At 70.3% G+C, this 26,005-nt stretch carries 25 protein-coding genes; 13 read left to right on the plus strand and 12 right to left on the minus strand.

Annotated elements, in window-relative coordinates:
- Positions 1 to 4 precede the first annotated feature (4 nt).
- The 3 genes from BUQ68_RS01090 to BUQ68_RS01100 form a co-directional block, all read right to left on the minus strand.
- Positions 5 to 565: a DJ-1/PfpI family protein gene (locus tag BUQ68_RS01090; protein ID WP_075214086.1), complete on the minus strand. Its 561-nt coding sequence runs from the start codon at positions 563 to 565 to the stop codon at positions 5 to 7.
- Positions 566 to 639: 74 nt separating this feature from the next.
- Entirely contained in the window at positions 640 to 2,340 is a 1,701-nt protein-coding gene (locus BUQ68_RS01095; protein WP_075214087.1) for a thiamine pyrophosphate-binding protein, read from the minus strand.
- 125 nt (positions 2,341 to 2,465) lie between these two features.
- Complete coding sequence (locus tag BUQ68_RS01100; protein ID WP_075214088.1) at positions 2,466 to 3,299, minus strand: type 1 glutamine amidotransferase domain-containing protein; 834 nt, start codon at positions 3,297 to 3,299, stop codon at positions 2,466 to 2,468.
- A gap of 693 nt (positions 3,300 to 3,992) precedes the next feature.
- On the opposite strand from BUQ68_RS01100, the gene BUQ68_RS01105 reads away from it, so the two are divergent.
- The 5 genes from BUQ68_RS01105 (at position 3,993) to BUQ68_RS01125 (ending at position 8,628) form a co-directional block, all read left to right on the plus strand.
- Positions 3,993 to 4,490 carry a nuclear transport factor 2 family protein gene (locus BUQ68_RS01105; protein ID WP_175577704.1) on the plus strand — a complete coding sequence of 166 codons (498 nt, stop codon included), beginning with the start codon at positions 3,993 to 3,995 and terminating at the stop codon, positions 4,488 to 4,490.
- On the plus strand, positions 4,487 to 5,080 hold the full coding sequence (locus tag BUQ68_RS01110) for an EthD family reductase (protein WP_075214090.1): 594 nt from the start codon (positions 4,487 to 4,489) through the stop codon (positions 5,078 to 5,080). The genes BUQ68_RS01105 and BUQ68_RS01110 overlap by 4 nt, the downstream gene beginning before the upstream one ends.
- 20 nt (positions 5,081 to 5,100) lie before the next feature.
- Positions 5,101 to 6,600, plus strand: coding sequence for a GMC oxidoreductase (locus tag BUQ68_RS24410; RefSeq protein ID WP_075214091.1), 1,500 nt, complete (start codon positions 5,101 to 5,103; stop codon positions 6,598 to 6,600).
- 91 nt (positions 6,601 to 6,691) lie between these two features.
- Positions 6,692 to 8,155, plus strand: a complete 1,464-nt coding sequence (locus BUQ68_RS01120) for an ankyrin repeat domain-containing protein (protein ID WP_075214092.1) — start codon at positions 6,692 to 6,694, stop codon at positions 8,153 to 8,155.
- Positions 8,152 to 8,628 carry a VOC family protein gene (locus BUQ68_RS01125; protein WP_095407249.1) on the plus strand — a complete coding sequence of 159 codons (477 nt, stop codon included), beginning with the start codon at positions 8,152 to 8,154 and terminating at the stop codon, positions 8,626 to 8,628. Before BUQ68_RS01120 ends, BUQ68_RS01125 begins: the two co-directional genes overlap by 4 nt.
- A gap of 48 nt (positions 8,629 to 8,676) precedes the next feature.
- Here the strand turns inward: BUQ68_RS01125 and BUQ68_RS01130 are convergent, their stop codons facing one another.
- The 5 genes from BUQ68_RS01130 to BUQ68_RS01150 all read right to left on the minus strand — a co-directional run bounded on the left by BUQ68_RS01130 (position 8,677) and on the right by BUQ68_RS01150 (position 13,628).
- Complete coding sequence (locus tag BUQ68_RS01130) at positions 8,677 to 9,324, minus strand: TetR/AcrR family transcriptional regulator (protein ID WP_075214093.1); 648 nt, start codon at positions 9,322 to 9,324, stop codon at positions 8,677 to 8,679.
- Positions 9,321 to 10,847, minus strand: coding sequence for a tripartite tricarboxylate transporter permease (locus BUQ68_RS01135; protein ID WP_075214094.1), 1,527 nt, complete (start codon positions 10,845 to 10,847; stop codon positions 9,321 to 9,323). Before BUQ68_RS01135 ends, BUQ68_RS01130 begins: the two co-directional genes overlap by 4 nt.
- A gap of 116 nt (positions 10,848 to 10,963) precedes the next feature.
- Positions 10,964 to 11,485, minus strand: a complete 522-nt coding sequence (locus BUQ68_RS01140) for a tripartite tricarboxylate transporter TctB family protein (RefSeq protein ID WP_075214095.1) — start codon at positions 11,483 to 11,485, stop codon at positions 10,964 to 10,966.
- Between the two features lie 161 nt (positions 11,486 to 11,646).
- Positions 11,647 to 12,666: a Bug family tripartite tricarboxylate transporter substrate binding protein gene (locus BUQ68_RS01145; protein WP_075214096.1), complete on the minus strand. Its 1,020-nt coding sequence runs from the start codon at positions 12,664 to 12,666 to the stop codon at positions 11,647 to 11,649.
- A 260-nt stretch (positions 12,667 to 12,926) separates the two neighbouring features.
- A complete protein-coding gene (locus BUQ68_RS01150) occupies positions 12,927 to 13,628 on the minus strand; it encodes a GntR family transcriptional regulator (protein WP_075214097.1) in 702 nt (233 codons plus the stop codon).
- A gap of 174 nt (positions 13,629 to 13,802) precedes the next feature.
- On the opposite strand from BUQ68_RS01150, the gene BUQ68_RS01155 reads away from it, so the two are divergent.
- The 4 genes from BUQ68_RS01155 to BUQ68_RS01170 all read left to right on the plus strand — a co-directional run bounded on the left by BUQ68_RS01155 (position 13,803) and on the right by BUQ68_RS01170 (position 19,182).
- Positions 13,803 to 15,416 (plus strand): ABC transporter substrate-binding protein, encoded by a 1,614-nt coding sequence (locus BUQ68_RS01155; protein ID WP_075214337.1) that lies wholly within the window; start codon positions 13,803 to 13,805, stop codon positions 15,414 to 15,416.
- Positions 15,417 to 15,551: 135 nt separating this feature from the next.
- Positions 15,552 to 16,565 (plus strand): ABC transporter permease, encoded by a 1,014-nt coding sequence (locus BUQ68_RS01160; RefSeq protein WP_075214098.1) that lies wholly within the window; start codon positions 15,552 to 15,554, stop codon positions 16,563 to 16,565.
- Positions 16,562 to 17,491 (plus strand): ABC transporter permease, encoded by a 930-nt coding sequence (locus BUQ68_RS01165; RefSeq protein WP_075214099.1) that lies wholly within the window; start codon positions 16,562 to 16,564, stop codon positions 17,489 to 17,491. The genes BUQ68_RS01160 and BUQ68_RS01165 overlap by 4 nt, the downstream gene beginning before the upstream one ends.
- An 11-nt stretch (positions 17,492 to 17,502) precedes the next feature.
- Entirely contained in the window at positions 17,503 to 19,182 is a 1,680-nt protein-coding gene (locus BUQ68_RS01170) for a dipeptide ABC transporter ATP-binding protein (RefSeq protein WP_075214100.1), read from the plus strand.
- A gap of 78 nt (positions 19,183 to 19,260) precedes the next feature.
- Here BUQ68_RS01170 and BUQ68_RS01175 read toward each other — a convergent pair whose 3' ends face one another.
- From BUQ68_RS01175 to BUQ68_RS01190, 4 genes are all read right to left on the minus strand, one after another.
- Positions 19,261 to 21,537, minus strand: a complete 2,277-nt coding sequence (locus BUQ68_RS01175; protein ID WP_075214101.1) for a xanthine dehydrogenase family protein molybdopterin-binding subunit — start codon at positions 21,535 to 21,537, stop codon at positions 19,261 to 19,263.
- Between the two features lie 103 nt (positions 21,538 to 21,640).
- Entirely contained in the window at positions 21,641 to 22,096 is a 456-nt protein-coding gene (locus tag BUQ68_RS01180; RefSeq protein ID WP_075214102.1) for a (2Fe-2S)-binding protein, read from the minus strand.
- 84 nt (positions 22,097 to 22,180) lie between these two features.
- Positions 22,181 to 22,594 carry a hypothetical protein gene (locus BUQ68_RS01185; protein WP_075214103.1) on the minus strand — a complete coding sequence of 138 codons (414 nt, stop codon included), beginning with the start codon at positions 22,592 to 22,594 and terminating at the stop codon, positions 22,181 to 22,183.
- A gap of 291 nt (positions 22,595 to 22,885) precedes the next feature.
- On the minus strand, positions 22,886 to 23,098 hold the full coding sequence (locus BUQ68_RS01190; protein WP_139315118.1) for a hypothetical protein: 213 nt from the start codon (positions 23,096 to 23,098) through the stop codon (positions 22,886 to 22,888).
- A 574-nt stretch (positions 23,099 to 23,672) separates the two neighbouring features.
- Between BUQ68_RS01190 and rplU the strand changes: the two genes are divergently transcribed.
- The 4 genes from rplU (at position 23,673) to BUQ68_RS01210 (ending at position 25,937) form a co-directional block, all read left to right on the plus strand.
- The gene (rplU, locus tag BUQ68_RS01195; protein WP_075214105.1) at positions 23,673 to 23,987 is read left to right on the plus strand and encodes a 50S ribosomal protein L21; all 315 of its coding nucleotides are present in this window, start codon (positions 23,673 to 23,675) and stop codon (positions 23,985 to 23,987) included.
- Positions 23,988 to 24,118: 131 nt separating this feature from the next.
- Positions 24,119 to 24,388, plus strand: a complete 270-nt coding sequence (rpmA, locus tag BUQ68_RS01200) for a 50S ribosomal protein L27 (protein WP_075214106.1) — start codon at positions 24,119 to 24,121, stop codon at positions 24,386 to 24,388.
- Positions 24,389 to 24,520: 132 nt separating this feature from the next.
- Positions 24,521 to 25,177: a GNAT family N-acetyltransferase gene (locus tag BUQ68_RS01205; RefSeq protein ID WP_083656068.1), complete on the plus strand. Its 657-nt coding sequence runs from the start codon at positions 24,521 to 24,523 to the stop codon at positions 25,175 to 25,177.
- A gap of 136 nt (positions 25,178 to 25,313) precedes the next feature.
- On the plus strand, positions 25,314 to 25,937 hold the full coding sequence (locus tag BUQ68_RS01210) for a GNAT family N-acetyltransferase (protein ID WP_075214107.1): 624 nt from the start codon (positions 25,314 to 25,316) through the stop codon (positions 25,935 to 25,937).
- The last annotated feature ends 68 nt before the right edge of the window (positions 25,938 to 26,005 follow it).

Here is a 26,005-nt window from a genome sequence, read left to right on the forward strand (position 1 = left end):
GCCGTCAGACGGCGCCGAGGCGATTGAGCACGGCGCGGGCGAGCAGGTGCGCCTCCGCGCCGGTGCGGGCGGTGATCAGGTCGCCGTCCTCCACCACGTCGGCGTCGACGAACTCGGCCCCGTAGGCGATCGCGTCGCCGTGGAGGTTCGGATGGCAGGTGAGGCGGCGGCCGCGGACGAGATCGGTGCGCGGGGCGGCGAGCCAGAGGCCGTGGCAGATGATGCCCTTGACCACGTCCGGCCGGGCGAAGGCGCGGGCGAGGAAGGCGGTGGCCGGCGGGATTTCGCGGAGATCGGCGGTGTAGCGCAGCCGGTCCGACACGTAGCCCGACGGCACGATCACGGCGCCCACGTCGTCGAACGCGCCGTCCGTGACGGTCTCGAAGCTGTCGCGGCACTCCAGCGGGGCCTGGTGTTCGTGGCCCTTGAAGGTGAGGACCGACTGGCCCCACAGGCGCGACACGAAGCGCAGCGGCACGCCGCTCTCGCGGAAGCGATACTGGTAGTACCAGATCTCGTGTTCGTAATAGTCGCTCTCGATGAGCACCAGGACGGACTTCGGCACGGCGGCCTCCCAAGCGTTCGGTGTGTCGGTTTGGCGTGTCGGTTCGGCGGTCGGGGTCGAGGCGCGCTTGCGGCCTACTGGCCGCAGCGCACGCCGATGAGTTCGGGATGGACGTCGCCCTCGATGGCGACGTCGAGGAGGAAGGGGCCGGGCTCGGCGAGCGCCGCCGCGATGGCCGGGGCGATGTCGGCGGGGGTCTCCACCCTGATCGCCGGCACGCTCATGGCCTTGGCGAGGTCGGCGAAGTGGAGCGCCGGCTTTGAGAGGTCGAAGCTCAGCGGGAAGGGCCGGCCGTCGATCGCCGCCTCGGTCCAGAACTGCTGGATGTTGAGCTGCAGGAGCCGGTAGGAGCGGTTGTTGCAGATCACGTACTTGACGTTCAGCCGGTGGCGGGCGGCGGTCCAGAGCGCCTGGATGGTGTACATGGCGCCGCCGTCGCCGGAGACCGCCACCACGGGCCGGCCGGGACGGGCCGCCGCAAGGCCGACGCCGCCGGCAAGCGCGGAGCCGAGCGAGCCGCCACGGGTCTGGAAGAAGGCCGACGGGTCGGTCGGCGGCAGGTAGCGGGTGAGCGTCGGCGAGTTGGTGAGCGCCTCGTCGAACACCGGGGTGCCGGGCGGCAAGGCTTCCGCGAAGGCCCGCATGAAGCGGCTGAACGGCATCGGCGTGCGGTCGGCCTTGGCGTCGTCGGCCGCGACGGCGGCGGCGAGATCGCGCCGCTTGGCGAGCGCGGCCGCCTCCATGCGGGCGCTGGCGGCCGAGCGGGCGGCCGGCGCGAGCCGGGCCTCCAGGGCGTCGGCGAGGGCCGAGAGGGTCACCTTGGGGTCGGCCACCATGGCGATCTCGACCGGGTGGTTCTTGGCGATGGCGTCCGGGTCGAGGTCGATGTGGATGCCGACCGCGTCGGGGGCGAAGATGGTGCCGAGTTCGGGGAAGACCTCCGGCACCATGTAGGTGCCGACGATGAGATTGACGTCGCCGCGCTTCAGGATCGGCAGGCTCTGCTCGCCGAACATGTGGCCGGTCTGGCCGCGCCAGAGCGGGTGGGTGGTGTCGAGGTTGACCTCGCCGCAGTCGACGCCCCACACGTCGGCGCCGAGGAGTTCGGCGATGCGGGCCACCTCCCCTTGCGCGCCCGACCAGGCGACGCCGTCGCCGACGTAGAGGGTCGGCCGGGCCGCCTTGGCGAGCGCATCGGCGGCGGCGGCGACGAGGGCCGGGTCGCCGGCGCTGCGGGTCGACGGGGTGAGGCTGGCGACGACGGGCTCCAGCGCCTCGGCGTCCAGGATGTCCTGGGGCAGGCAGACGTAGACGGGGCCCATCGGCGGGGTCAGCGCCACCTTGACGGCGCGCCGGAGCACCCGGAGCAGCGACGAGGGGTGCTGCACCATGGTGGCCCACTTGGTGACGGGCTTGGCCATGGCGACGAGGTCCGCCGCCATCTGGGCGTCCATCGCCTGGTAGCGGATGCCGGCGTCGCCGCCGAGCACCAGGATCGGGCTGTGGCCGCGCTTGGCCTGGTAGAGGGCGCCGATGCTGTTGCCGAGGCCCGGCGAGGAGTGGATCTGGGCGACCGCAAGACCCCTTGTGGCCCGGGCGTGGGCGTCCGCCGCCATGATGGCGACGGTCTCCTGCAGCGTCAGCACATAGTCGACGCCGGGAAAGTCGCCGAGCGCGTCGAGCAGGCCCTGCTCCACCGTGCCCGGGTTGCCGAACATGTGGGTGACGCCGTCGGCGACCAGTTGCTCCACGACGGCTCGATGTCCAGTGCGCACGAATTCCCCTCCCCGTCGGCCGCAGCCGGGTGAATGTGCCGGCAGCCAGGCTGCCGGAGATCCGCCGACAGCAAGGCTGTCGGAGCTGCCGGTGTCCCGGCGGCGATGGTCAGGTGGCGGTGGGCTTACCAGCCGGAACGGACGAGGCCGTTCTTCATCACGTCGACGAAGCGGTCGCCGAACTCGTGCGAGCACTGCAGCGAGCGCGCGGTGATGAACGGATAGTCGACGATCACCGAGGTGCGCTTGCCGAAGTTCCCGTGGTAGGCGCCGGTCGGGCCGACGGCGTCGGCGAGCAGGTATTCCAGGACGTAGGGCGGCGGGCCCATGTTGAAGTCGGTGCCGACGAAGCCGGTGCCGTCGTGATAGTCGTATTCGATGCAGTGGCCGGTGACGTTCTTGCCGGCGATGATCGCCTTGCGCTCGTTGAAGTCGCGGGCGAAGACGAGGGCGGCGACGCCGTAGCAGATAGCGCCGATCGGCCGCTGGGCGGCGTGGAAGCCGAGCACCAGGTCGTGGACGCGCTGGTTGTTGACCATGTCGACGATCGGGCCGCTGCCGCCGACGAGCAGGATGGCGTCGTAGCGCTCCAGCATGGTGGCCTGGGCGATCCGGCGGTCCTCGTAATAGGCCTCCAGGCGGCGCAGGAAGTTGTCGGCGCTGTAGTAGGGACGCTCCGGGAAGAGCTTGGCGAGGCTCTGGGTCGCGTCGAGGCGGTTGGTGGCCTCGAAGGCCAGCACCTCGGCCGCGTCGTCCTCGGTGGTCACGCAGGTGCCGAGCGGCGGGTCCATGTAGCGGGTGTCGGTGCTCGGCGGCAGGACCGGCGAGCGCTTGCCGTTCGGCGTGGCGAATTCCAGCTGGTAGCCGGCGGCCTCCAGTTTGAGGAGCGGCCCGACGAGCTCGATGCCCCAGTAGCCCCACTCCGACATCACGGCCAGGATCTTGCCCGTCTTGCTCATGTTCACTCCCCCTCGTTGCAAGAGACGGCCGGATGGTCTGGCCGGAGCATTTAATTTAGTCCTACGAAGACCAGATTAAATTCTCGGCAAGTCAGTGATTCCCCGATACCCAACAAGACAAACCGACGTTCCTTCACCGTTTTTGGTCTATTAAGTGCTGGTAACCATCGATTTGAATCCCAATGAGATCAATTGTTTCGTAATCACGGCGGCGTTCAACTTGGATTAACCACGAACGCCCCGGTATAAATGCAGTGCACATATGTACACTGCAGACGTTTCGGTTTGGTCTGAGTTTTCAGCCGCGTAGCCGACCCGTGTCGCCCAGGGAGCGTGATGATCACAGAGAAAAGCGCGGTTAAATCGTTTCGGATTCATCGGCGTCAACAGTATGGAAAGCATGTTTTCCTCTCCGGCGGCTCTCGACGAAAATAAAACGGCTCTGGTTTTAACGGCTTGTTGGACATGATCCCCTAGTCTTGCTGCCAAGAAGCGCCGGTCCGGCAGAATGCCTGGAGCCGCGTTGCTGTCGGCCAGCTCCGTTCTTTTCTTGGATGCGACGTCCGACAACACGGCGACCGGCCGAACGAGACACGGCCCGCTCGCGCGCCGCACCGGTCGGGACCGCACCGGTCGGCCGACGGTCTGCCACACACCTTGGGGGAGGATGCGATGATGGATGGGACACCGGCCATGGGTGCCAGCCCACGCGGAGAGACCGGCGCCGGCCTCAGCGGACGAACCGGCGCCGCCATGCCGGTCGCCGACCAGTTGGCGATCCGGGACCTCTTCGCCCGGCACTTCTATGCGCTCGACGGCCTCACCACCCTGGTGCCCGGCGCGCCGGCCCGCAGCTGGGCCGGGACCTTCACGCCGGACGGCCGCTTCGCCATCGTGCGCGCCAGCGGCGAGACCGTGGTGGAGGTGGCCGGCAGGCCGGCGCTGGAAGCTTTGTTCGCGCAGTTCCCGGACGTGGAGCGGACGCGCCACTGGATCAACGACCTCCTGATTGAGCCGATCGACGCCGACACGGCGGACGCGGGCTGCTACATCATCGCCCTCGACATCGGGACCAACCCGGCGCCGATCATCCGCACCGGCGTCTATGTGGACCGGGTGGTGCGCCAGGACGGCGCCTGGCTGTTCGCGAGCCGCCGCCTGATCCTCGACCCGTCGAGCCCGGCCGCATGAGCGCCGCGCTCGCCGCCCTCCCGGCCGAAGTCGCCGGCGCCTGCGTCGTCGACGCGTTCGACCGGACCGACGCGGCCGCGCTCGCCGCCGTCGGCGCCGACGCCGCCCTCGACCACCACCTGCCGTCCTTCCTCGACCCGCCGTCGCCGGTGTTCGCCGGGATCGTCACGCGCCGGGACGCCACGGGCGAGACCCCCGCCGGCATGCGGCGCCTCAAGGCCGCCTTCCACACCTTCGTGCCGCTGGCGGCGCCCCTGCCGGCGGACGCGGTCGGCCTCTTCGCCTTCGTGCGCCGCAAGCCCGGGATGACCCTGGAGGCCTTCCGCCGCCACAGCCTGACGGTGCACGGACCGATGGACGCCCGCATGCCCGGCCTCCTCGGCTACGTGCAGTGCCACGCGGACGATGCGGACGCCGCCGGGTTCGACTGCGTGTCCGTCTTCCGCTTCGCCGACCTCGCCGCGCTCCAGGCCGCCCTTGCGGCGCCGGGCAGCGCCGCGTCGGCCGCCGATCTCGACGCCTTCGTGGACCTTTCCTCGGCGGTCGTCCTCGCCACCCGTCCGGCCGCCGGCCGCGCCCTTCTCTTCTGACTTCGTTGAGGCCATTCACCATGGATGCTGAAGCCATCGTCATCGGCAGCGGGTTCGGCGGCGCCGTCGCGGCGCTCCGCCTCGGGGAGGCGGGAATCCGCACCCTCGTGCTGGAGCGCGGCCGCCGCTGGGACATCACCGACCCGACGACGGACGCCACCTTCTCCACCTTCCAGGGCCTCGACAAGCGGGCCGAGTGGATGAACAGCGTGTCGCGGACTCCCGCCTACGAGGGCCGGCCGATCGAGCCCTACGTGGGCGTCCTGGAGATCGTCGAGCACGGCGAGTACAAGTTCCTGGTCGGCTCCGGCGTCGGCGGCGGCAGCCACGCCTACGGCGGCATCCTGATCGCGCCGCCGCGCGAACTCTGGGGCGACGTCTTCCCGGCCATCCCCTTCGACGAGATGGAGAACACCTATTTCCCGCGGGTGATCGAGACCATCGGCGCCTCGCCCATCCCGGACGACATCCTGGACACGCCCTACTATCTCGGCCTCAAGGTGTTCGACCGCCAGGCCGAAAAGGCCGGCTTCCCGCTCGCCGCCTCCACCACCAACGGCATGAAGGACGGCCGCACCCGCTTCATGATGGGCATCGACTGGGAGAAGGTGCGCGAGGAGATCGCCGGCAAGCGGGTGGGCTCCACCATCGGCGCCCAGTTCTGGTTCGGCCAGAACTCCGGCGCCAAGCAGACGCTCGACCAGAACTACCTGAAGCGCGCCGAGGAGACCGGCGCCGTCGAGATCCGGCCGCTGCACCTCGTCCGCCGCATCGAGGCGATCGACGGCGGCTACCGGGTGGGCGTCGACCGGATCGACGAGACCGGTTCTGTCCAGGAGACGGTCTCGCTCACCTGCCGGTCGCTGTTCCTGGCCGCCGGCACGCTCGGCACCACGGAATTCCTCTTAAGGGCGAAGGCCCGGGGCGACCTGCCGCGCCTCAGCGACGCGGTCGGCGAGGGGCTCGGCAACGACGGCGACACCTTCACGGTGCGCACCAACCTGCCGGAGACCACCAATCCGCACCTCGGCGGCCCCGGCGCCATCGTGGTGATGAACTACGAGAACCCGGTCTATCCGTGCGTGATGATGCGGGCGCCGCTGCCGCGCTTCGAGCAGGACTTCCCCAAGCTCGACGTGATGGGCACCTTCATCTTCACCATGACGCCGCACCGCGGCCGCATGACCCTCGACCCGGCGACCGACCAGCTGGTGCTGGATTTTGCGAGCGACGATCTTTCCAAGGACGCCGCGCGCCACCTGGCGGAGCGCATGGCGACGGCGACCGGCGGCGTCGCCGGCCAGCCGTCGAGCCAGATCACCGGCCACCAGCTGGGCGGCGCCGGCATGGGCAGCGTCTGCGACACCGCCGGCCGGGTGAACGGCCACCCGGGCCTCTACGTGGTGGACGGCGCCCTGGTGCCGGGCTCCAGCACCTGCGTGAACCCGGCGCTCACCATCGCGGGCCTTGCCGAACGCTGCATGGACCAGATCCTCGCCACCGACCTGAAGCGCGCCTGAGGCGCCTTCCGCCGACCCTCCTCCGGCGCGCGGCGGACCCGACGCGCGCGCCGGCCCCTTCCATCACGGACCGCTCCGAAGGGAGACCCCCATGAGCCAAGACGAGACCCGCCGCGTCGCGACCGCCTGGTTCGACGCCCTCGACCGGGCCGACTACCCGGCCGCCATCGCCCTCCTGGACCCGGCGATCGAATGGGTGAACCTGCCCCAGGTGCCGGGCGTCACCGACATCATCCCCTGGATGGGCACCGCCCACGGCATCGATCAGGTGCTGAACCAGTTCTCCACCCGCAACGGGGTGGTGGAGGTCAAGCAGTTCAAGCCGGTCGATCTCGTCGTGGAGGGCGAGGTGGCGGTCGGCACCGTGCACGACATCTCCACGGTGGTGGCCACCGGCCGCGACTTCGAGATCCTGTTCGCCAGCTGGATGGTGGTCCGCGGCGGCAAGATCGTGAAGTGGAAGAGCTATTGCGACGCCGCCCCGGTGGTCGCGGCCTTCATCGGCGGGGTCGCCGAGAAGCTGGTCGACGCCGTCAAGGCGGGCGACGCCAAGACGGTGGAAACCCTGCTCGTCCGCCACCGCGGCGACCCGGACACCCGCGACCCGGCGACCGGCCTCACGCTCCTGATGACGGCCGCCGCCCGCGGCGACGCCGCCATCGCCCGGCTCCTGGTGGAGCGCGGCGCCGACGTATTCACCACGGACCCGCGCACCGGCGCGACCGCGCTCCACAAGTGCGGCCAGGGCGGCAGCGTGGAGGTGGCGCGCCTTCTCCTCGACGCCGGCGCGCACCTCGACGCGGTGACGCCCTCCATGGGCCACACGCCGCTGATGGACGCGCTCTGGTACAAGTGGCCGGACCTCGTCCGCTTCCTGATCGACCGCGGCCAGAACCTGGAATTCGGCACCCACTACGGCTTCCGGCTCGACGACCACATCGCCTTCGAGCTGAAGGTGAACCAGGGCGCCGAGAAGGCGGTGTTCGAAAAGATCGCCGAGACCGTCCGCATGGCCCGCGCCCGCCGGCAGGAGGCGATGGAGGACCAGGCGCTGATGGGGGCGGTGAACGCCGGCGACACGGCGAAGGCCAAGGCGCTGATCAAGGCCGGCGCCGACGTCAACGCCACCTGGCCGCACGTGAACTCCTTCCTCGACGGCCACACGCCGCTGCTCGTCGCGGCCCGCGACGGCCACACGGACATCGTCCGCGAACTCCTGGCCGCCAACGCCCGGCTCGACATCTCCGACTGGGTGTTCAAGGGCTTCCCGATCCACAAGGCGACCTACAACGGCAACGCCGAGATCCTCGCCATGATCGTCAGCCAGCCGGGCGTGAACCTCGACGTCCAGGGCTGGATCAACGGCTATACGCCGCTGCACGACGCGCTCTGGCACGGCTTCGCCGACTGCGCCGAGATCCTGGTCCGGGCCGGGGCGCGCCTCGACCTGGAAGGTCACGACGGCAAGCGCGTGCTGGACATCGCCCGCCAGGTGCTCGGCCCCGACGCCCCGGTGACCCGCCTCATCGCCGACAAGCTGGAGCTTTCCAAGTGACCCCGATCCAGCTCTTCTACGTGACCATCTCCACCCCGGACATCGACCGGATGATCGCCTGGTACACCGACGTGCTCGGCTACCAGCTGTTCACCCGCAAGGACTTTCCGGAGTTCAACACCCGCATCGCCGTGATGGAGCAGGCGGGCTTCCGCCTGGAGCTCCTGCAGCAGGGCAACGCGGTGCCGATCTCGCCCGGCCGGCACGATCCGCCGGACCACACCAACATCCACGGGCTGTCGCAGTTCGCCGTGCTGGTGGACGACCTCGACGCGGCGCTCGCCGATCTCGCCACGAAAGGCGTGGAGCCGGTCTGGGTGAAGCGGGTCGACACGGACTTGAGGCTCTCGTTCCGCTTCATCCGCGACTGCGACGGCAACCTGATCCAGCTCGTGCAGCTGATGGACGACGCCGCCGCCCACCGCCGCGACCTGATCGCGGCCCGCCACGCCGCCGGCGGCCCGATCGGCTGAGACCGGGTCGGAACGGGCGCAGGCCGGTCCCTACCCGACGCCCGGCGTTCAGGCCCTGAGGAAGCCGAGGATCACGGCTTCCACATGGTCGCGCCGGGCGGCCACCTCCGCCGGGTCGGTCAGCGGCACGGCGAAGATGGCCGACAGGGTGTGGATGTTGGAGAAGTAGAAATAGCTGAGGCCGGCGATCGAAATGTAGAGATGGACCGGGTCCACCCCCGGCCGGAACTGGCCCGCCGCCTCGCCGGCCTTCAGGAGCGTGGCGATCTGCTGGACGATGGGCGAGTGCATGCGCGGGATCTCGGCGATCTGCCGCACGAACTGGCCGCGCAGGATGTTCTCCGTCGCAAGGAGGCGGATGAACCACGGATTGGCGTGGAAATGGTCGAAGGTGAAGCGCACCAGCCGGCGCATGGCCTCGTCCGGCGCCAGCGCCTCCAGGTGGAGCGCGCTCTCGCCCTCGCGGATCTCCCGGTAGGCGTCGAGGAGGACGGCCGCGTAGAGGTCCTCCTTGTTGCCCAAATAGTGGTAGAGGAGCCGCTTGTTGGCCGCCGCCCGAAGGGCGATGCGGTCCACCCGCGCGCCGCCGAGCCCGTGCTCGCAGAACTCGAGCCGCGCGGCATTGAGGATGTCGCGCTTGGTGTTCTCCGGATTGCGCCGGCGCTGCTGCTTGCGCGCCGGCGCCTTCGCGGTCACCGGGTCTGCGAATGGGCCATCGGCCAAAGGCGCCTCCCCAAAGCGGCCAAGCGCGTCCTGACCCCCTTGATGCCGATCAGCACGGTGAGCGCGATCACCAGGACGAACACCAGGCTGATCGGGCGCGTGAAGAAGGGGGTGAGGTCGCCGTCGCTGACGCTTAGCCCGCGCCTGAGGTTCTTGTCCATCAGATCGCCGAGGATGATGCCAAGGACGAGCGGCGCCATCGGGTAGTTCATGCGGCGCAGAAGGAAGCCCGCGACCCCGAAGAAGAGCATCACCCAGACGTCGAACAGGCGCTGGCTGATGGCGAACGGCCCGATCACGCAAAGGACGAACACCACCGGCATCAGCCGCTCGCGCGGGATGGCGAGCACGGTGAGGAGCGGCCGGGTGAGAAGGAGGCCGAACACCGTGATGCCGACGGTGGCGAACAGCATCATGCCGACGATCGAATAGACGAACATCGGCTGCTCGATCATGATCATCGGCCCCGGCCGGACGCCGTGGATGAAGAGGGCGGCGATCAGCACCGCCGCCGGCGCCGAGCCGGGCACGGCGAGGGTGAGGGCCGGGATGAGCGCGCCCGGCACCACGGCGCTGTTGCCGGTCTCGGCCGCGGTCAGGCCCTCGATGGACCCTTTGCCGTACGCCTCCGGCGTCTTGGAGAAGCGACGCGCCGCCGCGTAGGACGCCCAGGCGCCGATGTCCTCGCCGACGCCCGGCAGAACGCCGACGAAGGTGCCGATCACGCCGGAGCGGAGCGCCGTGACCTTGTGCGCCCAGATGTCGGCGAAGCGGGGGACGACCCGGTCGACCGTGTTGGCGACGAGCTGCGCCCGGCGCTCGTACATGACGTTCAGCACCTCGGCGAAGCCGAACGCCCCCACCATGGCCGGGATGAGGCCGATGCCGCTCGCCAGCTCGCTGAAGCCGAAGGTGAAGCGCAGGTGGGCGTGGATGCCCTCCATGCCGACCATCGCCACCATCAGCCCGAGAATGCCGGCGATATAGCCCTTCAGCGCCGACCCGGTGGTGGTGAGCTGGCCGGAGATGATGACGCCGAAGAGGGCGAGCCAGAAGAATTCGAAGGAATGGAAGTCGAGCGCCACGTCGGCAAGGAGCGGGGCCGTGGCGGCGAGGAAGAGGATGCCCACCAGTGTGCCGATCGCCGACGAGGTGGTGGCGATGCCCATGGCGTAGCCGGCCTTGCCGGCCCGCGCCAGCGGATAGCCGTCGAGCGTGGTGGCGGCGCTCGCCGGGGTGCCGGGGATGTTGAGCAGGATGGCGCTGCGGCTGCCGCCGTAGATGGAGCCGACGTACATGCAGATGAGCGCCAGGATCGCCTGCTCGGCGCCCATCCGGTAGGTGAGCGTCGTCAGGAGCGCGACGCCCATGGTGGCGGTCAGCCCCGGCAGCGACCCGATGATGATGCCGAGGAGGACCGACCAGGACGCGGTGATCAGCGACTGGACGGAGAGGAGCGCCCAGAGGGCCTCGGCGAAAAGCTGCAGACCTTGCATGAAAGTCCCTCGGGCGGGAGGCGGTGGACCGGGGCGGAGACGGGCGGCGGTCGGGACGGGTCGTGGGCCGGCGCGTCATGTCGCTGGCGGGACGGCGCGGCCGCGGGGCGCTTGCCTCAGGGCAGGCGCACCAGGAAGAGGTCGCGGAAGGCGTAGGCGATGCCGAGCCCCGCCGCGAGGCCGATGCCGACCGCCCAGGCGGCCGTGAGCGCCTTCTGCCGGCCGCCGGTTCGGAGCGGCCATTCGAACACGATGACGAAGCTGCCGACGAAGAGCGCGGTGGCGAGCCAATAGGGCATGCGGCCGACGAGGCCGAGGGCGTAGACGAGGCAGAGCGTCGCCGCCAGCGTGAGCGTGCCGGCGGAGCCGCCGGTGTCGGCGGGCGCGGCGGTGTCTTCCGGGACGGTGTCCGCCGGGCCCTTGCGGCGGGCCGAAAGGGCCTCGGCGATGAGGAGAAGGCTGCAGATCCCGAGGGCGAGGGCGAGGAGCCCGGGAAGGAGACCCGGCGCCGTCAGCGGGTGGATCTGCCGGATCTCCAGGCGGCTCATGGTCCAGGCGCCCCAGAAGACGGCGACGGCGAGGGCAAAGAGGATCACGCCCGTCAGGAGATCCCAGTGGGCGGCGCGCCGGTCGGTCATGTGGGCCTCCAGGGCATGGGCGAGGGGATGGGCCAGGGCAAAGGAAGGCGCATCGCGGCGCGCGTCGCGCGGCCGGCGGACGCGGGCCTTCCAACGGTCGGAGCGTGGGGGACCCCGGCGCGCGACGGGGCGCCGGGGCTGTCGTCGTCCCGATCGACGGATCAGGGCGCCGCGGGCGCTTCGCAGTCGATGCCGAGCTCGGACGGCTGCACGACCGCCTCGCCGCGATCGACCCGGGCGCAGGCCTCGGCGATGATCACCGGCATGGCCTTCTTCATCGCCTCTTCGCCATAGGCCGGGTCGAACACCGCGCCGCGCTGGGTGGCGTAGCTCTTGAACTCGGGCGAGTTCATGATCTTCTCCTGCCAGATGCGGTCCACGGTGGCGTAGACCTCCGGCGGCGCGCCGGTCGGGATCAGGATGCCGAAATAGTCCGGCGCCACGTGCATGTCGGGCAGGAACTGGGTGATCGGCGGGATCGGCGCGATGCCCTCGATCTCCAGGGGCTTGTCGGAGAGGGCCGCGAGCGGACGGAGCTTGCCGCCCTTGATGAGCTCGGCCTGCTCGGAGGCGAGCTGGGTGGTGACCTGCGCCTCGCCGCCCGCGGCGGCGATCGCGGCCGGGCCGCCGCCGTCGTAGGTGATCATCCGGCCGTCGCCGCCGGAGGCCTCCCGGAGCGCAGCGAGCGCCATGCCGCCGGAGGAGTTGACGCCGGCCGTCGCCACGGTCGGCTTGGTGTCGCTCTTCATCGCCTCAAGGAGCGCGGCCATGTCGGCGAAGGGCGCGTCCGGGTTGACGCTGATGACGGGGATGTTGGCGACGTGAAGATAGATGCGGTAGTCCGCGATCGTGGTGTCCGGCACCAGGCCGGTGACCGCGTAGGTGGCGTTGTTGGCGACCGCGTTGGCGGTCCAGGTATAGCCGTCGCGCGGGGCCGCGAGGGCGGCCTGGGTGCCGGTGGCCCCGGAGGCGCCGGGCTGGTTGACCACCACCACCGGCTGGCCGAGGGCCTCCTCCAGGAGCGGGGCGGCCACGCGGGTAACCTGGTCGGTGGAGCCGCCGGCCGCCCACGGCACGATGATGTTGATCGGGCGGTCGGGCTTCCATTCCTGCGACACGGCGGCGCCGACAAGCGCGACCGAGCAGACCGCGGCAAGCGCGGTCACGGTGAACGTCTTCATCCTGTTCCTCCCATCAGACTGGGCGCGGCTCTTGTTTTTCGGCCGTCGACAGGATGGTAGGGGACAAGCCGCGGGCTTGTAAATAACCAAACGGTTATTTCGTGGCCGGCCCCATGGGTGCGCCGACACAACCGACGGTCAGGGACACCGCTGACCTGCGGCCGCGCGCCGATTCGCCCGGGCTGTGGCCGGGGCGTGCGACGGATCGCCCGATGGCAGAAGGAGCGACAGTGGGGAGCCGCCCGTGCGGGCGGGCCGGATCAGCGGGAGGAAGCGTCCGGATCCGCGTCGGGGCCGGCGCTCTCGGGGCCCGCGACCGAGAGGGGGAGGCGCTCGAAGGCGTCCTCCACCAGGCTCACGTGGTGGAGCATGGCCGCGTGGGCGGCGGCGGCGTCGGCGGAAAGGATGGCGTCCACCACCTGGCCGTGCTCCTGGTGCGACCGGGGCAGGCGGCCGGGGCTGCGGAACTGGGCGCGCCGGAACGGCTCCAGCCGGCGGCGCAGACCCACCGCCATCTCGATGAGGACGCTGTTCCGGCTGCCTTCGTAGATGAGGCTGTGGAAGCGCTGGTTGCCGCCTGCGTAGGCTTCGCCGTCGTCTGCCGTCACCGCATCCGCCATGGCCTCGTGCAACGCCTGCAGCCGGCGGCGCTCCACCTGGCTCATGGAGAGGGCGGAGAGGCGGGCGCAGGTGGCTTCCAGCTCGGCCATGGCGCCAAACAGGGTGTCGAGCTGGCCGGGGGTGACGGACGCCACCACGGTGCCCCGGCGCGGCCGGCTCTCCACGAGGCCGGTGGCGGCGAGCTGGCGCAGCGCCTCGCGGACCGGCGTGCGGGAGACGCCGAACTGGTCGGCGAGCATCTGCTCGTCCAGCCGCGCGCCCGGCTTGAACTCCCCGCGCAGGATGGCGTCGGCGATGCTGCTCGACAGGGTTTCGGTCCGGGTCGGCATGGAGGCGGTCATCAGGATGAGGTTCCGGCGAGTCTCTGGGGCACGGCGATCGATGCCATTCCTCTCACATCAGCACAGGACGGGTTGAGAACAAAGTATGTGCATGGTCGACGCGCATTTTGGCATACGGAAAAGCCATCGTGTATGCAATCCTACTTCTAACGCATGCACACCCGGAGATCGACCGTGAACCGTCGCGAATTCCTTGCATCCGCCGCCGCCGTGACCACCGCCACCGCCCTGCCGCTGCCCTGGTCCGTGGCCTTCGCCCAGTCGCGGAGCGAAACGCTGCTCTTCGTGTCGGAGAACGGCCCCAACAACCTGGACATCCATGGCGTCGGCACCAACCGGCCGGGCTACGAGGCGTCGTGGAACTGCTACGACCGGCTGATGTCCTACGGGGTCAAGACCCTGCCGGACGGCTCGCTCAGCTATGACAAGGACACCCTGGTCCCCGAGATGGCGACCGAGTGGACCGTGGCGGCCGACGCCATCACCTTCAAGCTCCGCCAGGACGCCGTCTTCCACGACGGCACGCCGGTGACCGCCCACGACGTGAAATGGTCGTTCGACCGCGCCGTCACCGTCGGCGGTTTCCCGACCTTCCAGATGAAGGCGGGCTCGCTGATGGAGCCGGGCCAGTTCGAGGTGGTCGACGACTTCACCTTCAAGGTGAAGATCCTGCGCCCGGACAGCCTGCTGATGCCGGACCTCGCGGTGATCGTGCCGGCCATCTTCAATTCCAAGCTGGTCAAGGCCAACGCCACCGAGGCGGATCCGTGGGGCCTGGAATACACCAAGAACACCCCGGCCGGGTCGGGCGCCTTCAAGGTGGAGAAGTGGACCCCCGGCACCGAGGTGGTCTACGTGCGCAACGAAGACTGGAAGTGCGGGCCGCTGCCGCAGCTGAAGAAGGTGATCTGGCGCACCATCCCGTCGGCCGGCAACCGGCGCGCGCTGATCGAGCGCGGCGACGTGGACCTGTCCTTCGACCTGCCCGCCAAGGACGTGCTGGAGATGGCCAAGGCCGGCAAGGTGAAGGTGGCGTCGACGCCGATCAGCAACGGCATGTGGTCGGTGGAGCTGAACGTCACGCAGCCGCCGTTCGACAACAAGCTGGTGCGCCAGGCGATCGCCTACGCGCTGCCCTACGGCAAGATCATGGACGCGGTGATGTACGGCCGCGCCAAGCCGCTCTACGGCGCGGCCTCCAACGTCGCCGACAGCATGGAGTGGCCGCGCCCGACCGCCTACACCACCGACGTGGAGAAGGCCAAGGCGCTGCTCGCCGAGGCCGGCTACGCGGACGGCTTCGAGACGGTGATCTCGTTCGACCTCGGGCAGGCGCTGATCAGCGAGCCGACCGCCGTCCTGGTCCAGGAGAGCCTGGCGGCGATCGGCATCCGGTCCACCATCAACAAGGTGCCGGGCGCCAACTGGCGCGGCGAGATCGCCAAGAAGACCATGCCCTTCATGATCAACTTCTTCTCCGGCTGGCTCGACTATCCGGAATACTTCTTCTTCTGGTGCTACCACGGCCAGAACGCCGTCTTCAACACGATGAGCTACCAGAACCCCGACCTCGACGCGATCATCGATGCGGCCCGGGCGGCGGCGGCGGCCGGCGACACCGCCACTTACGAGACGAAGATCAAGGAGATGATCACCCTCGGCTACGAGGAGGTGCCGCGCATCCCCCTGTTCCAGCCGTCGCTGGAGGTGGCCATGCAGCCGACGATCGACGGCTACACCTACTGGTTCCATCGCCAGCTCGACTATCGCGGCCTGAAGAAGGCCTGATCCGAAGCCTAGAGCGCTCATCGATCAAGTCATGCACCTTGATCGGAGACTGCTCTCGAGGAGGGCGCCCGGCGCCCTCCTCGAGCCCGTGCATCCGCCCGCCGCCCGTCCCTTTCCGATCGAAGGCTTCCGCCGATGCTGCGCCATCTCGGCCAGAGGCTGCTGACCACCATCCCGACCCTCGTCGGCGTGGTCGTCGTCACCTTCCTGCTCACCCGCATCCTGCCCGGCGACCCCGCCGCCTTCTTCGCCGGCCCGACCGCCGACCCGGCCGCCGTGGAGCAGATCCGCGTCACGCTCGGCCTCGACAAGTCGCTGCCGGAGCAGTTCGTCGCCTATGTGGGCGACCTCCTCGTCGGCGATCTCGGCGTCGCGCTCTCCACCGGCCAGCCGGTGGTCGCCGAGATCGCCGCCCGGCTGCCGGCGTCGGCGGAGCTGACCCTCTTCGGGCTCATCCTCTCGGTCGCCGTCGCCGTGCCGCTCGGCATCCTGGCGGCCGTCCGCCAGGGCTCCTGGATCGACCATCTCTGCCGGCTCCTGACCACCGCCGGCGTGTCGCTGCCGGTCTTCTTCACCGGCCTCCTCTTTGTCTACGTCTTCTACTTCCTGCTCGGGGTGGCGCCGGCGCCGCTCGGGCGCATCGACCTCTTCGCAAGCCCCCCGCCGCACGTGACCGGCTTCTACCTGATCGACAGCCTGATCGCCGGCGACCTGGAGACCTTCCGGGCGAGCTTCGCCCAGCTCATCCTCCCCGGCATCACCCTGGCGCTGTTCGCCCTGGCGCCCATCGCCCGGATGACGCGCGCGTCCATGCTCTCGGTGCTCTCGTCGGAGTTCATCCGCACGGCGCGGGCGAGCGGCCTTGCGCCCGGCACGGTGATCGTCCGCTACGCCTTCCGCAACGCCATGCTGCCGGTGATCACCACCCTCGGCATGGTGTTCTCCTTCCTCCTCGGCGCCAACGTGCTGGTGGAAAAGGTGTTCGCCTGGCCGGGCATCGGCTCGTTCGCCGTGGAGGCGCTGATCCAGTCGGACTATGCGCCGGTGCAGGGCTTCGTCCTCACCATGGCGATCCTCTACGTCCTCCTCAACCTCCTGATCGACCTTCTCTACGGCCTGATCGACCCGCGCATGAGGATCGAAGGATGAAGACCCTCGACACCGCATCGGATACGACCGGCGCCGCATCCAGCCTGCCGGCGGCTGCGCCGCGCCAGCGCCCGTCGGGCTTCAAGGCCGGGCTCTCCCACCTCGGCCACGTGGCCGGCGAGAACCCGGTGACCGGCTTCGCCTTCGCGCTCTTCGCCCTCATCGTGTTGACGGCGCTGTTCGGCCCGATGCTGGCGCCCTACGACCCGCTCGCCACCGACACGGCGGCGGCCCTGCAGCCCCCGTCGGCGCTGCACTGGTTCGGAACCGACCAGGTCGGCCGGGACATCTTCAGCCGGGTGCTGGTGGCAACAAGGCTCGACCTCACCATCGCGGTCGCCTCGGTGGCGCTCGTCTTCGTCATGGGCGGGCTCGTCGGCATCGCGGCCGGCTACTACGGCGGCTGGACCGACCGGATCGTCGGACGCATCAGCGACACCATCATGGCCTTCCCGCTGTTCGTGCTCGCCATGGGCATCGTGGCGGCCCTCGGCAACACGGTGACCAACATCGTCATAGCCACCGCCATCGTGAACTTCCCGCTCTACCAGCGGATCGCCCGGGCGGAGGCGAACGTGCGCCGCAACGCCGGCTTCGTGCAGGCCGCCCGGCTCACCGGCAACAGCGAGGCGCGGATCCTTTTGACGCAGATCCTGCCCAACATCATGCCCATCATGATGGTGCAGATGTCGCTGACCATGGGCTACGCCATCCTCAACGCCGCCGGCCTCTCCTTCATCGGCCTCGGCGTCACCCCGCCCACCGCCGAGTGGGGCATCATGGTGGCCGAGGGCGCGGCCTTCATCATCTCCGGCGAATGGTGGATCGCCCTCTTCCCGGGCCTTGCGCTGATGATCGCCGTCTTCTGCTTCAACCTCGTCGGCGACGGTCTGCGCGACCTCATCGATCCCCAGCGGCGCACCTGAGGACCCGGCCCATGTCCACGCTCCTCGACGTCAAGGACCTCACGGTCGAATTCGCCACCCGCCGCGGCACCGTGGAGGCGGTGCGGCAGGTGTCGCTCAAGATCGCCAAGGGCGAGACGGTCGGCATCGTCGGCGAGTCCGGCTCCGGCAAGTCGGTCACCTCCTACGCGGTGATGCGCATCCTCGACCGGGCCGGCCGGATCGCCGCCGGCACGGTCACCTACGGCGGCGTCGACCTCTCGGCGGCCGGCGAGCGGCAGATGCGGGAGATCCGCGGGCGGGAGATCTCCATGATCTTCCAGAACCCGCGGCTCGCCCTCAATCCGATCCGCAAGGTCGGCGTGCAACTGGAGGACGTGCTGCGCACCCACGCCCTCGCCGGCACCGACGACGCCCGCGACAAGGCGCTGGATCTTCTTCGTCAGGTACGCATCGCCCGGCCGGAGGAGCGCTACCACGCCTATCCGTTCGAGCTCTCCGGCGGCATGTGCCAGCGCATCGTCTTCGCCCTCGCTCTTGCCTGCCGGCCGCAGCTCCTGATCGCCGACGAACCGACCACGGGCCTCGACGTGACGACGCAGAAGGCCGTGATGGACCTCGTGGTCGACCTGACCCGCGAGCGCGGCATGTCGACCGTCCTCATCACCCACGACCTCGGCCTTGCGGCCACCTATTGCGACCGGGTTGTGGTGATGCAGAAGGGCGAGGTGGTGGAGGAGGCGGCCTCGGCGGCCATCTTCAAGGCGCCGGCCCATCCCTACACCCGCAAGCTGATGCGGGCGACGCCGCGGCCCGGCATCGGCCTGCGCGATCTCCTGCCGGAGGCGCCCGCCGGCACGCCGACGCGGCCGCCGGCGCCCGCCGCGGGCGACGTGCTCCTCAAGGTGGAGGGCCTCGTCAAGACCTACCCGCGCCAGGGCGGCAACCCGCTCGCCCGCCTTCTCGGCCGGGGCGGCGCCGCGCCCGAGCCGTTCCGGGCGGTGGACGGCCTCAGCCTGGAGATCCGGCGCGGCGAGAGCCTCGGCCTCGTCGGCGAATCCGGCTGCGGCAAGTCCACCACGTCGATGATGATCATGCGCCTGCTCGACCCGACGGCGGGCAAAATCACCCTCGGCGGCGACGACATCGGCGCCATCCCGGCCAAGGCCTTCGCCCGCACGGCGCACCGGCGGCGGGTGCAGATGGTGTTCCAGGACCCGACCGACAGCCTCAACCCGCGCTTCACCGCCGAGCGGGCCATCGCCGACCCGATCCTGCGCCTGGAGGGCGGGCTCGACCGGGACGCGGTCCGGGCGCGCTGCGAGAGCCTCGCCACCCAGGTGGGCCTGCCGCTCGACCTCCTGGACCGCTTCCCGCACCAGCTCTCCGGCGGCCAGAAGGCCCGCGTCGGCATCGCCCGGGCGATCGCGCTCCGCCCCGACCTGGTGATCCTCGACGAGCCGACGGCGGCACTCGACGTCTCCGTCCAGGCGGTGGTGCTCAACCTTCTCGACGACCTGAAGGCCGAGCTCGGCATGAGCTATCTCTTCGTCAGCCACGATCTCCACGTGGTCCGGCTGCTCTGCGACCGGGTGATGGTGATGCGCGCCGGTCAGGTGGTGGAGGAAGGCACCGCCGCGGCGGTGCTGGAGGATCCCCAGGCCGCCTATACCCGCGAGCTGATCGCCGCCATTCCGCATCCGCCGGTCTGACGACGGGCACGGGCTTCCACCGGGCACCCCGCCGCCGCAACGGGCGGCGGGGGCTGGTTGGCGCGATGGCCGCTTGCCTCAGGCCGGGACCTTGCCGCGGGTCACCGGCGCGCGGGTGTCGCGCTCGGTGAGGTCCACCTCGCCGAGCGGCAGCTTGCGGATCCGCCGGCCGGTGGCGGCGAAGACGGCGTTGACGAGGGCGGGCGCCGCCGACACCGTGCCGGTCTCGCCGATGCCGCCCGGGTCCTCCTCGCTCTCGATCAGGTGCACCTCGATGGGCGGGGTCTCGTTGATGCGCATCTGGGTGTAGGTGTCGAAGTTGGTCTGCTCGACGGCGCCGTTCTGGAACGAGATGCCGTTGTAGAGCGCCGCCGACAGGCCGAAGATGAGGCCGCCCTCTACCTGCGCCTTCACGGTGTCCGGGTTGATCACGTGGCCGCAGTCGACCGCCGCCACCACCCGGTTCAGCCGGATCGCCCCGTCGTCGCCGACCGCCACCTCCACGACCGCCGCGACGAAGCTGCCGAAGGCGCCGTGCAGCGAGACGCCCCGCCCGGTGCCGGGCGGTAGGGATTCGCCCCAGTTGGCGCGGGTGGCGGCGAGGCGGAGGGCGGCGGCGGCGCGCGGCTTCTCCTTCAGGAGCGCCATCCGGTAGTCGACCGGGTCCTCGCCGGCGGCGGCGGCGAGTTCGTCCATGAAGCTCTCCACCACGAAGACGTTGTGGGTCGGCCCGACGCCCCGCCACCAGGTGACCGGCAGCGGCGGGTCCTTGCGCACCCAGTCCACCAGGAGGTTGGGGAAGGCGTAGGGCGTGTCCGCCGCCCCCTCGATGGCGTCGCTGTCGATGGTGCCTTCCGGCAGGCCGTCCGGCAGGTAGGCGCCGAGCACGGACCCGCCGGTGATGCGGTCCATGAAGGCGACCGGCCGGCCCGCCTCGTCGAGGCCGGCGGAGATCCGGTCGTAGTAGGCCGGACGGTAGAGGTCCTGGGTGATGTCCTCCTCGCGCGACCAGACGATCTTCACCGGATAGCGCAGCTGCTTTCCGATCAGCGCCGCCTGCTCGATGCTGTCGGCCACCAGCCGGCGGCCGAAGCCGCCGCCGAGGAGATGGTTGTGCAGGCGCACCTTCTCCGGCGCCATGCCGAGCCGGGCCGCGGCGACCTTTTGGGCCGCCGTCGGCACCTGGGTGCCGACCCAGATGTCGCAGCCCTCGTCGGTGACGTGGATGGTGGTGTTGATCGGCTCCAGCGCCGCGTGGGCGAGGAAGGGCAGCTCGTAGACCGCCTCCACCGTCCGCGCCGCGCCCGCCATGGCGGCCTCGGGGTCGCCCTCGCGCCGGCCGAGGATGGGCGTGCCGGTTTCCGAGGCGGTCTTCAGGTCGGCGAAGAGGGTGGCGGTGTCGAGGGCGGCGTTCTCTCCGGGATCCCACTCGACCTGGAGCGCCTTGAGACCGGTGAGCGCCGCAAAATAGTGATCGCCGACGACCGCGACCGCGTTTTCGAGCCGCACCACGTCGACCACGCCGGGCACCGCCCGGGCTTGGCTGTCGTCCACGCTCTTCAGCGTGCCGCCGCGTGTCGGCGAGGCCATCACGGTGGCGACCTTCATGCCGTCCACCTTCACGTCGATGCCGAACACCGCCGTGCCGTTGACCTTGGAGCCGGATTCCACCCGGTGCGCGGGGGTGCCGATCAGGCGCCACTCGGCCTTCGGCTTCAGCGGCACGTCCTGTGGCACCGGCTGGCGCGACGCGTCCTCGACGATCTCCCCATAGGCGAGGCTGCGGCCGCTCGCCGGGTCGATGACCCGGCCCCGCTCGGCCCGGAGGGTCTCGGCCGCCACCTGCAGGCGCTCGGCCGCCGCTTTGATCAGCATCATCCGGGCGGCGGCGCCGGCCTGGCGGAGCGGCACGAAGGCACCCCGGATGGACGTGGACCCGCCGGTGGTCTGCGACTGCAGGATGGGCTGGCGATAGAGTTCCTCGTTCGGCGGTGCCGCCAGGACCGTCACCTGGTCGAGCCCGACTTCCAGCTCCTCGGCGATCAGCATGGCCTCCGCCGTGTAGATGCCCTGGCCCATCTCCACGTTGGGCGCGATGATCTGGATGGCGCCGTCGGTGCCGATGCGGATGAAGCCGCCGGGCGCGAAGCCCCGGAAGGCGTCGCCGGTGTCGATGGTGCCGTCGCCGATGGCCCTGAGACTGGGCTCCTCGCCGGCCGCGTGCGCCTTGCGGCGACCGAACGCCAGGAAGGCCAGCATCATGCCGCCGCCCGTGAGCGCCTGACGGCGCGAGATGGCCGCGCTCCGGACCGGGTCCAGGAGCGCGAAGGTGGGGGTGGTCTTCTCGGTGGTCATGCGCGGGAAACCTTCTCTTGCCTGGCTCGTGACGCTCGGATGCGGCCGACCTTCAGGGGCGCGTCGGCCGGACCGGCCGGCGCCCGTGCGGGCTTGCCGGGTGTCACGCTTCGGCGGCGGACTTGATGGCGGCGCGGATGCGCGGGTAGGTGCCGCAGCGGCAGATGTTGCCCGCCATGGCGTCGTCGATGTCCGCGTCGGTCGGCTTCGGCGTCGCCCGGAGGAGGGCCGTCGCCTGCATGATCTGGCCGGACTGGCAGTAGCCGCACTGGACGACTTCGAGGTCGAGCCAGGCGTTCTGGATCTTCTCCCCTTCCGGGCTGCCGCCGACCGCCTCGATGGTGGTGATCTCCGCGCTCCCCACGGTGCCGATCGGGGTGACGCACGACCGGATCGCCTCCCCGTCGAGATGGACCGTGCAGGCGCCGCACTGGGCGATGCCGCAGCCGAACTTGGTGCCGGTCAGGCCGACCACGTCGCGGAGCACCCAGAGGAGCGGCATGTCCTCCGGAACGTCCACCTGGCGCGCCGTTCCGTTGATCTTGAGGTCGAACTTCATCGTGTGCGGTCCTTCGTCAGGGCGTGTCGGGCTGGCGGGACGGATCCGGCCGGCGGCGGCGGCGCCGGCCGGTTCAGGAAAGGGTCAGCGGGGCAGGATGAGGGCGCAGTCGCCGTCCGCCCCGGCGGCTGCGGTGGACCCGTCGGCGGACTGCCAGGCGGAGGAGCTCGCGGTGTCGTCGAGCGTCTCGGCCGCGACGCCGGCCCCGGCGCCTGGCGCGGCGACGGTGCCGCCGGCGAGGTCGGGAGACGGGTTGGCGACCGGGGAGTCGGCGAGATGGTCCTGCGCGGTCGCGCCGAGATCCGGCCGTTCGCCTGCGGTCGCCCCGGTGGCGGGGCTCACCACGCGGCACGGTTCGCTCGGCGCCGTGCCGGCGGCGGCCGGCTGGCCGGGCGCCCCTTGCGTGGTGGGCGCGGCGGACGTTTCTGCGAACGCGGCGCCGGGGCCGAGGAGAAGGATGGCGACGGCCGCCACCGCGAAGGGAGCACCTGCGGACATGACAAAATCCCGAAAAAATGTGGGCCGCGCGGCAAGGGCGGCCGGGCGGCGCCGGCGTGCCGCGGGCGATCGCGCCGGACGGCCTGGACCTCAGCCAAACACGCCACCGGCGGCTCCGTTCCATCGGGCCTGGGTCTCTGACGTCGGGAAAAGTCGGCGCGGACGCGCCGCGGAAGGCGCGCCTCCCGGCGGGGGCGTCAGCCGATCGGCGGCGGCGAGCCACGGTGACGGGCGGTCACGCGCCGGACGGCGGGGATCCATCAACCCGCCGTCGGGCAGGCGGCGAGCCGCTCAGTGGACCGTGTCGGAGGTGTTGACGGGACGGGCGATCGGCACGTCCACGATCTTGCGCCCGCTTTCGACCCCGCGGGCCGAGGCCTTCACCGCGTGCAGGAGAAAGGCCGCAAAGACGAAGGGCAAGACCACGGCAAGGAACATCAACCCGAGCGTCAGGCGGGCGGTGACGACGACCATTGTCATCGGAATGACGAACAATTGCGTCACGACGCACGTTCCTTCCCAGCCCGCCCGGGAGAGCCCGGAGAAGCCATCGTGACCGGTACGGCCGGTCCTATCATGGCGGGTCTTGCATGTTATGACCACTCTTGCCGACCCCAGACAAGGCCCCTCGTCCGCAATCGCCGTTATTTAGGTGAACGGACGGTGCAGCGACGCGTCGAGACAGGGCCGGAGTCGCTTTTCCGCCACAGGGGCCGCCGGGACGGGGCGGGACGTCCGTGTGGCGCGTTGACTTGGCGCCGATCGTGCGTGTACAACCCTGCCCTCGTGGGAAAAGGCCCGAACACGGCCTTGTCCTCGCAGTCCGAGGCTCTCGGAGATCTTCCCCGCCAGCGCGGCCCCCGCATTCGGGACGGCGTTGAACGGGAAGCGGGCGCCCGGCGGTTCACCGCCGGTCTGAGCAGATCGCCAACAAGATCCGCCTTTTGCCCCTCCTGCCAAGTCCGCGCCTCCGTTTGACGGCGGTGCGGCGCCACAGGGCGCGTCGATACCCACGGGGATGACCGAAAGCCGGGCCCTGACCCGGCCAATAAACCAATGAAGAAGGACTGGTTCGACCATGTTCGCAGTGATCAAGACCGGCGGCAAGCAGTACAAGGTCGCCGAGAACGACGTTCTGAAGATCGAGAAGCTGGAGGCCGAGGCCGGCTCCACGATCACCTTCGGCGAGGTGCTGATGGTGTCGGGCGAGGCCGGGGTCAATGTGGGCGCGCCCGTCGTGGCCGGCGCCAGCGTGACCGCCGAGGTGGTCGAGCAGACCCGCGGCCCGAAGGTGATCTCGTTCAAGAAGCGTCGCCGGCAGAATTCCAAGCGCAAGCGCGGCCATCGTCAGCTGCTGACGGTGGTCCGGATCACCGGCATCACCGCCGCCTGATTTCGCTTCGCAACCGGGTGCGGCCGTCAGCGGCCGCGTCCGACCCACACCGGATCCCAACGCGCCCCCCCCGCGTTCCCGAGCCGAGACGGCTCCGCACGGCGGGCGCAAACAGACTGAAGGAGTGACCCATGGCTCACAAGAAAGCTGGCGGCTCGTCCCGCAACGGCCGCGACTCGGCCGGCCGACGCCTCGGCGTGAAGAAGTTTGGCGGCGAAGCCGTCGTACCGGGCAACATCATTTTGCGCCAACGCGGCACGAAGTGGCATCCGGGCCAGAATGTCGGCCTCGGCGTCGATCACACGATCTTCGCGCTTACCGAAGGCAAGGTGTCCTTCGCCACCAAGTCGAACGGCCGCGTGTACGTGTCCGTTCTCCCGATGACGGCAGCCGCAGAGTAAGCCGGATGGTCTACAGCGGCCTGCCGGCGTCCCACGGACCCGGCGGAACGCTCCGAATGTGTCGAGAGCTCCGCGAGGGGAGGTGGGCCGCCACCTCCCCTTTCTGCATCTTTCGACACGAAGGACCAGACCATGTCCAGACCCGACGACAGCGGACGTGACGACCGAGAGAGCATAGTCGGCGAGGCCGGCGAACGGGCGCTCGTCCGCCCCTTCCATGGCCTCGTGATCGAGACCCGCCGGCTGGTCCTCCGGGCCCCGACGGCGATCGACGCGCCGGCGATCGCCGAGATCGCCGACAACCCGCATATCGCCCAGAACCTGACCAGCCTGCCGCACCCCTACCGGACCGACGACGCCATCGCCTGGGCGGGCGACGCGACGGAGGACGGCGAGCAGAAGCACCTGATCTGCCTGAAGCGCGCCGACGGCCGGCACACGCCGGTGGGCGCCATCAGCCTGGACCACCGGCGGGGCGCGCGGCTGCCGACGCTCGGCTACTGGATTGGCGAGGCCTGGTGGGACCGGGGCTTTGCCACCGAGGCGGCCCACGCGGTGATCGACTATGCCTTCCTGCACCAGGGGCACGCGCGGCTGTCGGTGTCCTGCCGGGTGACCAACAACGCCTCCCGCCGGGTGATCGAGAAATGCGGCTTCCAGATGGTGGCCCAGGAGCTCGGCCACTCCACCTTCTTCCAGGCGGTGGTGCCGGTGGACCGGTTCCAGCTGGACCGGCGCACCTGGGACAGCCTGAGGCGCTGGGAACCGCTCCGGCTGGCGGCCGTCTGACGGAAGATCGGCGGGAGCGACGTATCGGACGCGCGTTTTGGCTTTCGCCCGAAAGGTTTTTGGCGTCATGATGAAGGAAAGAAGCGGCCGGCGCCTGCCCTGGCGCAGGCCGCCCGCCGGCGGGAGGACGGCAGGCATGGACATCGGGAGCCTGAGCGGGTTCAACCTGCGCCGGCGCGGCGCCCTTCAGCCCACCCTCCGGACGCCGCGGCTCGCGCTGCGACCCGTCATGCGCGACGATGCGGCCGTGTTCGCGCGCCACCTGTCGGACCTGGAGGTCACGCGCTGGCTGGCCCGGGTGCCGCATCCCTATCGGCTGGCCGACGCCCTGGCGTTCACCGACCACGTGCGCCACGCGTCCCTCGTCGGGTCGGCCGTGACGCTGGCCTTGGTGCCCGAGCCGGCCCTTCGGCCGGATCCGGCCGCCGGCGGCGATGCCGAGGCGGTCGGGGTGGTGGCCCTGCACGGGCTCGACGGTACGCCGGAGTTCGGCTACTGGCTTGCCAAACCCTACTGGGGCCAGGGCCTGATGACCGAGGCGGTGGCGGCCGCGCTCGCCTGGATCCACGGCACGCTGCAGGTCCGCACGGTCACGAGCGGCGCCTTCGTCGGCAACGAGGCCTCGCTTGCCATCCAGGCCCGGTTCGGCTTCCGGACCGTCGGCCGCAGCCGGCGGGAGTGCCAGGCCCTCGGCCGCGACCTGGAGCATATCGACACCCGGCTCGACTGGGCGGCCTACCGGGCCGCCGTCGGGCCCTGAAGCGTTCGGCGATGCCGGGCGCGGACTTGAAACCCGCGGCCCGACGGCCGGATGTGAAACCCGCGGCA

This window comes from Mongoliimonas terrestris, from assembly GCF_001927285.1.
GTDB classification, from domain to species: domain Bacteria; phylum Pseudomonadota; class Alphaproteobacteria; order Rhizobiales; family Pleomorphomonadaceae; genus Chthonobacter; species Chthonobacter terrestris.

Excerpts from the sequence above, each read along its gene's own strand:
- BUQ68_RS01100 (WP_075214088.1), bottom strand. The coding sequence starts at position 3,299 with ATGAGCAAGACGGGCAAGATCCTGGCCGTGATGTCGGAGTGGGGCTAC.
- BUQ68_RS01105 (WP_175577704.1), top strand. The coding sequence starts at position 3,993 with ATGGGTGCCAGCCCACGCGGAGAGACCGGCGCCGGCCTCAGCGGACGA.
- BUQ68_RS01110 (WP_075214090.1), top strand. The coding sequence starts at position 4,487 with ATGAGCGCCGCGCTCGCCGCCCTCCCGGCCGAAGTCGCCGGCGCCTGC.
- BUQ68_RS24410 (WP_075214091.1), top strand. The coding sequence starts at position 5,101 with ATGGATGCTGAAGCCATCGTCATCGGCAGCGGGTTCGGCGGCGCCGTC.
- BUQ68_RS01120 (WP_075214092.1), top strand. The coding sequence starts at position 6,692 with ATGAGCCAAGACGAGACCCGCCGCGTCGCGACCGCCTGGTTCGACGCC.
- BUQ68_RS01135 (WP_075214094.1), bottom strand. The coding sequence starts at position 10,847 with ATGCAAGGTCTGCAGCTTTTCGCCGAGGCCCTCTGGGCGCTCCTCTCC.
- BUQ68_RS01140 (WP_075214095.1), bottom strand. The coding sequence starts at position 11,485 with ATGACCGACCGGCGCGCCGCCCACTGGGATCTCCTGACGGGCGTGATC.
- BUQ68_RS01145 (WP_075214096.1), bottom strand. The coding sequence starts at position 12,666 with ATGAAGACGTTCACCGTGACCGCGCTTGCCGCGGTCTGCTCGGTCGCG.
- BUQ68_RS01150 (WP_075214097.1), bottom strand. The coding sequence starts at position 13,628 with ATGACCGCCTCCATGCCGACCCGGACCGAAACCCTGTCGAGCAGCATC.
- BUQ68_RS01160 (WP_075214098.1), top strand. The coding sequence starts at position 15,552 with ATGCTGCGCCATCTCGGCCAGAGGCTGCTGACCACCATCCCGACCCTC.
- BUQ68_RS01165 (WP_075214099.1), top strand. The coding sequence starts at position 16,562 with ATGAAGACCCTCGACACCGCATCGGATACGACCGGCGCCGCATCCAGC.
- BUQ68_RS01170 (WP_075214100.1), top strand. The coding sequence starts at position 17,503 with ATGTCCACGCTCCTCGACGTCAAGGACCTCACGGTCGAATTCGCCACC.
- BUQ68_RS01175 (WP_075214101.1), bottom strand. The coding sequence starts at position 21,537 with ATGACCACCGAGAAGACCACCCCCACCTTCGCGCTCCTGGACCCGGTC.
- BUQ68_RS01180 (WP_075214102.1), bottom strand. The coding sequence starts at position 22,096 with ATGAAGTTCGACCTCAAGATCAACGGAACGGCGCGCCAGGTGGACGTT.
- BUQ68_RS01185 (WP_075214103.1), bottom strand. The coding sequence starts at position 22,594 with ATGTCCGCAGGTGCTCCCTTCGCGGTGGCGGCCGTCGCCATCCTTCTC.
- rplU (WP_075214105.1), top strand. The coding sequence starts at position 23,673 with ATGTTCGCAGTGATCAAGACCGGCGGCAAGCAGTACAAGGTCGCCGAG.
- rpmA (WP_075214106.1), top strand. The coding sequence starts at position 24,119 with ATGGCTCACAAGAAAGCTGGCGGCTCGTCCCGCAACGGCCGCGACTCG.
- BUQ68_RS01205 (WP_083656068.1), top strand. The coding sequence starts at position 24,521 with ATGTCCAGACCCGACGACAGCGGACGTGACGACCGAGAGAGCATAGTC.
- BUQ68_RS01210 (WP_075214107.1), top strand. The coding sequence starts at position 25,314 with ATGGACATCGGGAGCCTGAGCGGGTTCAACCTGCGCCGGCGCGGCGCC.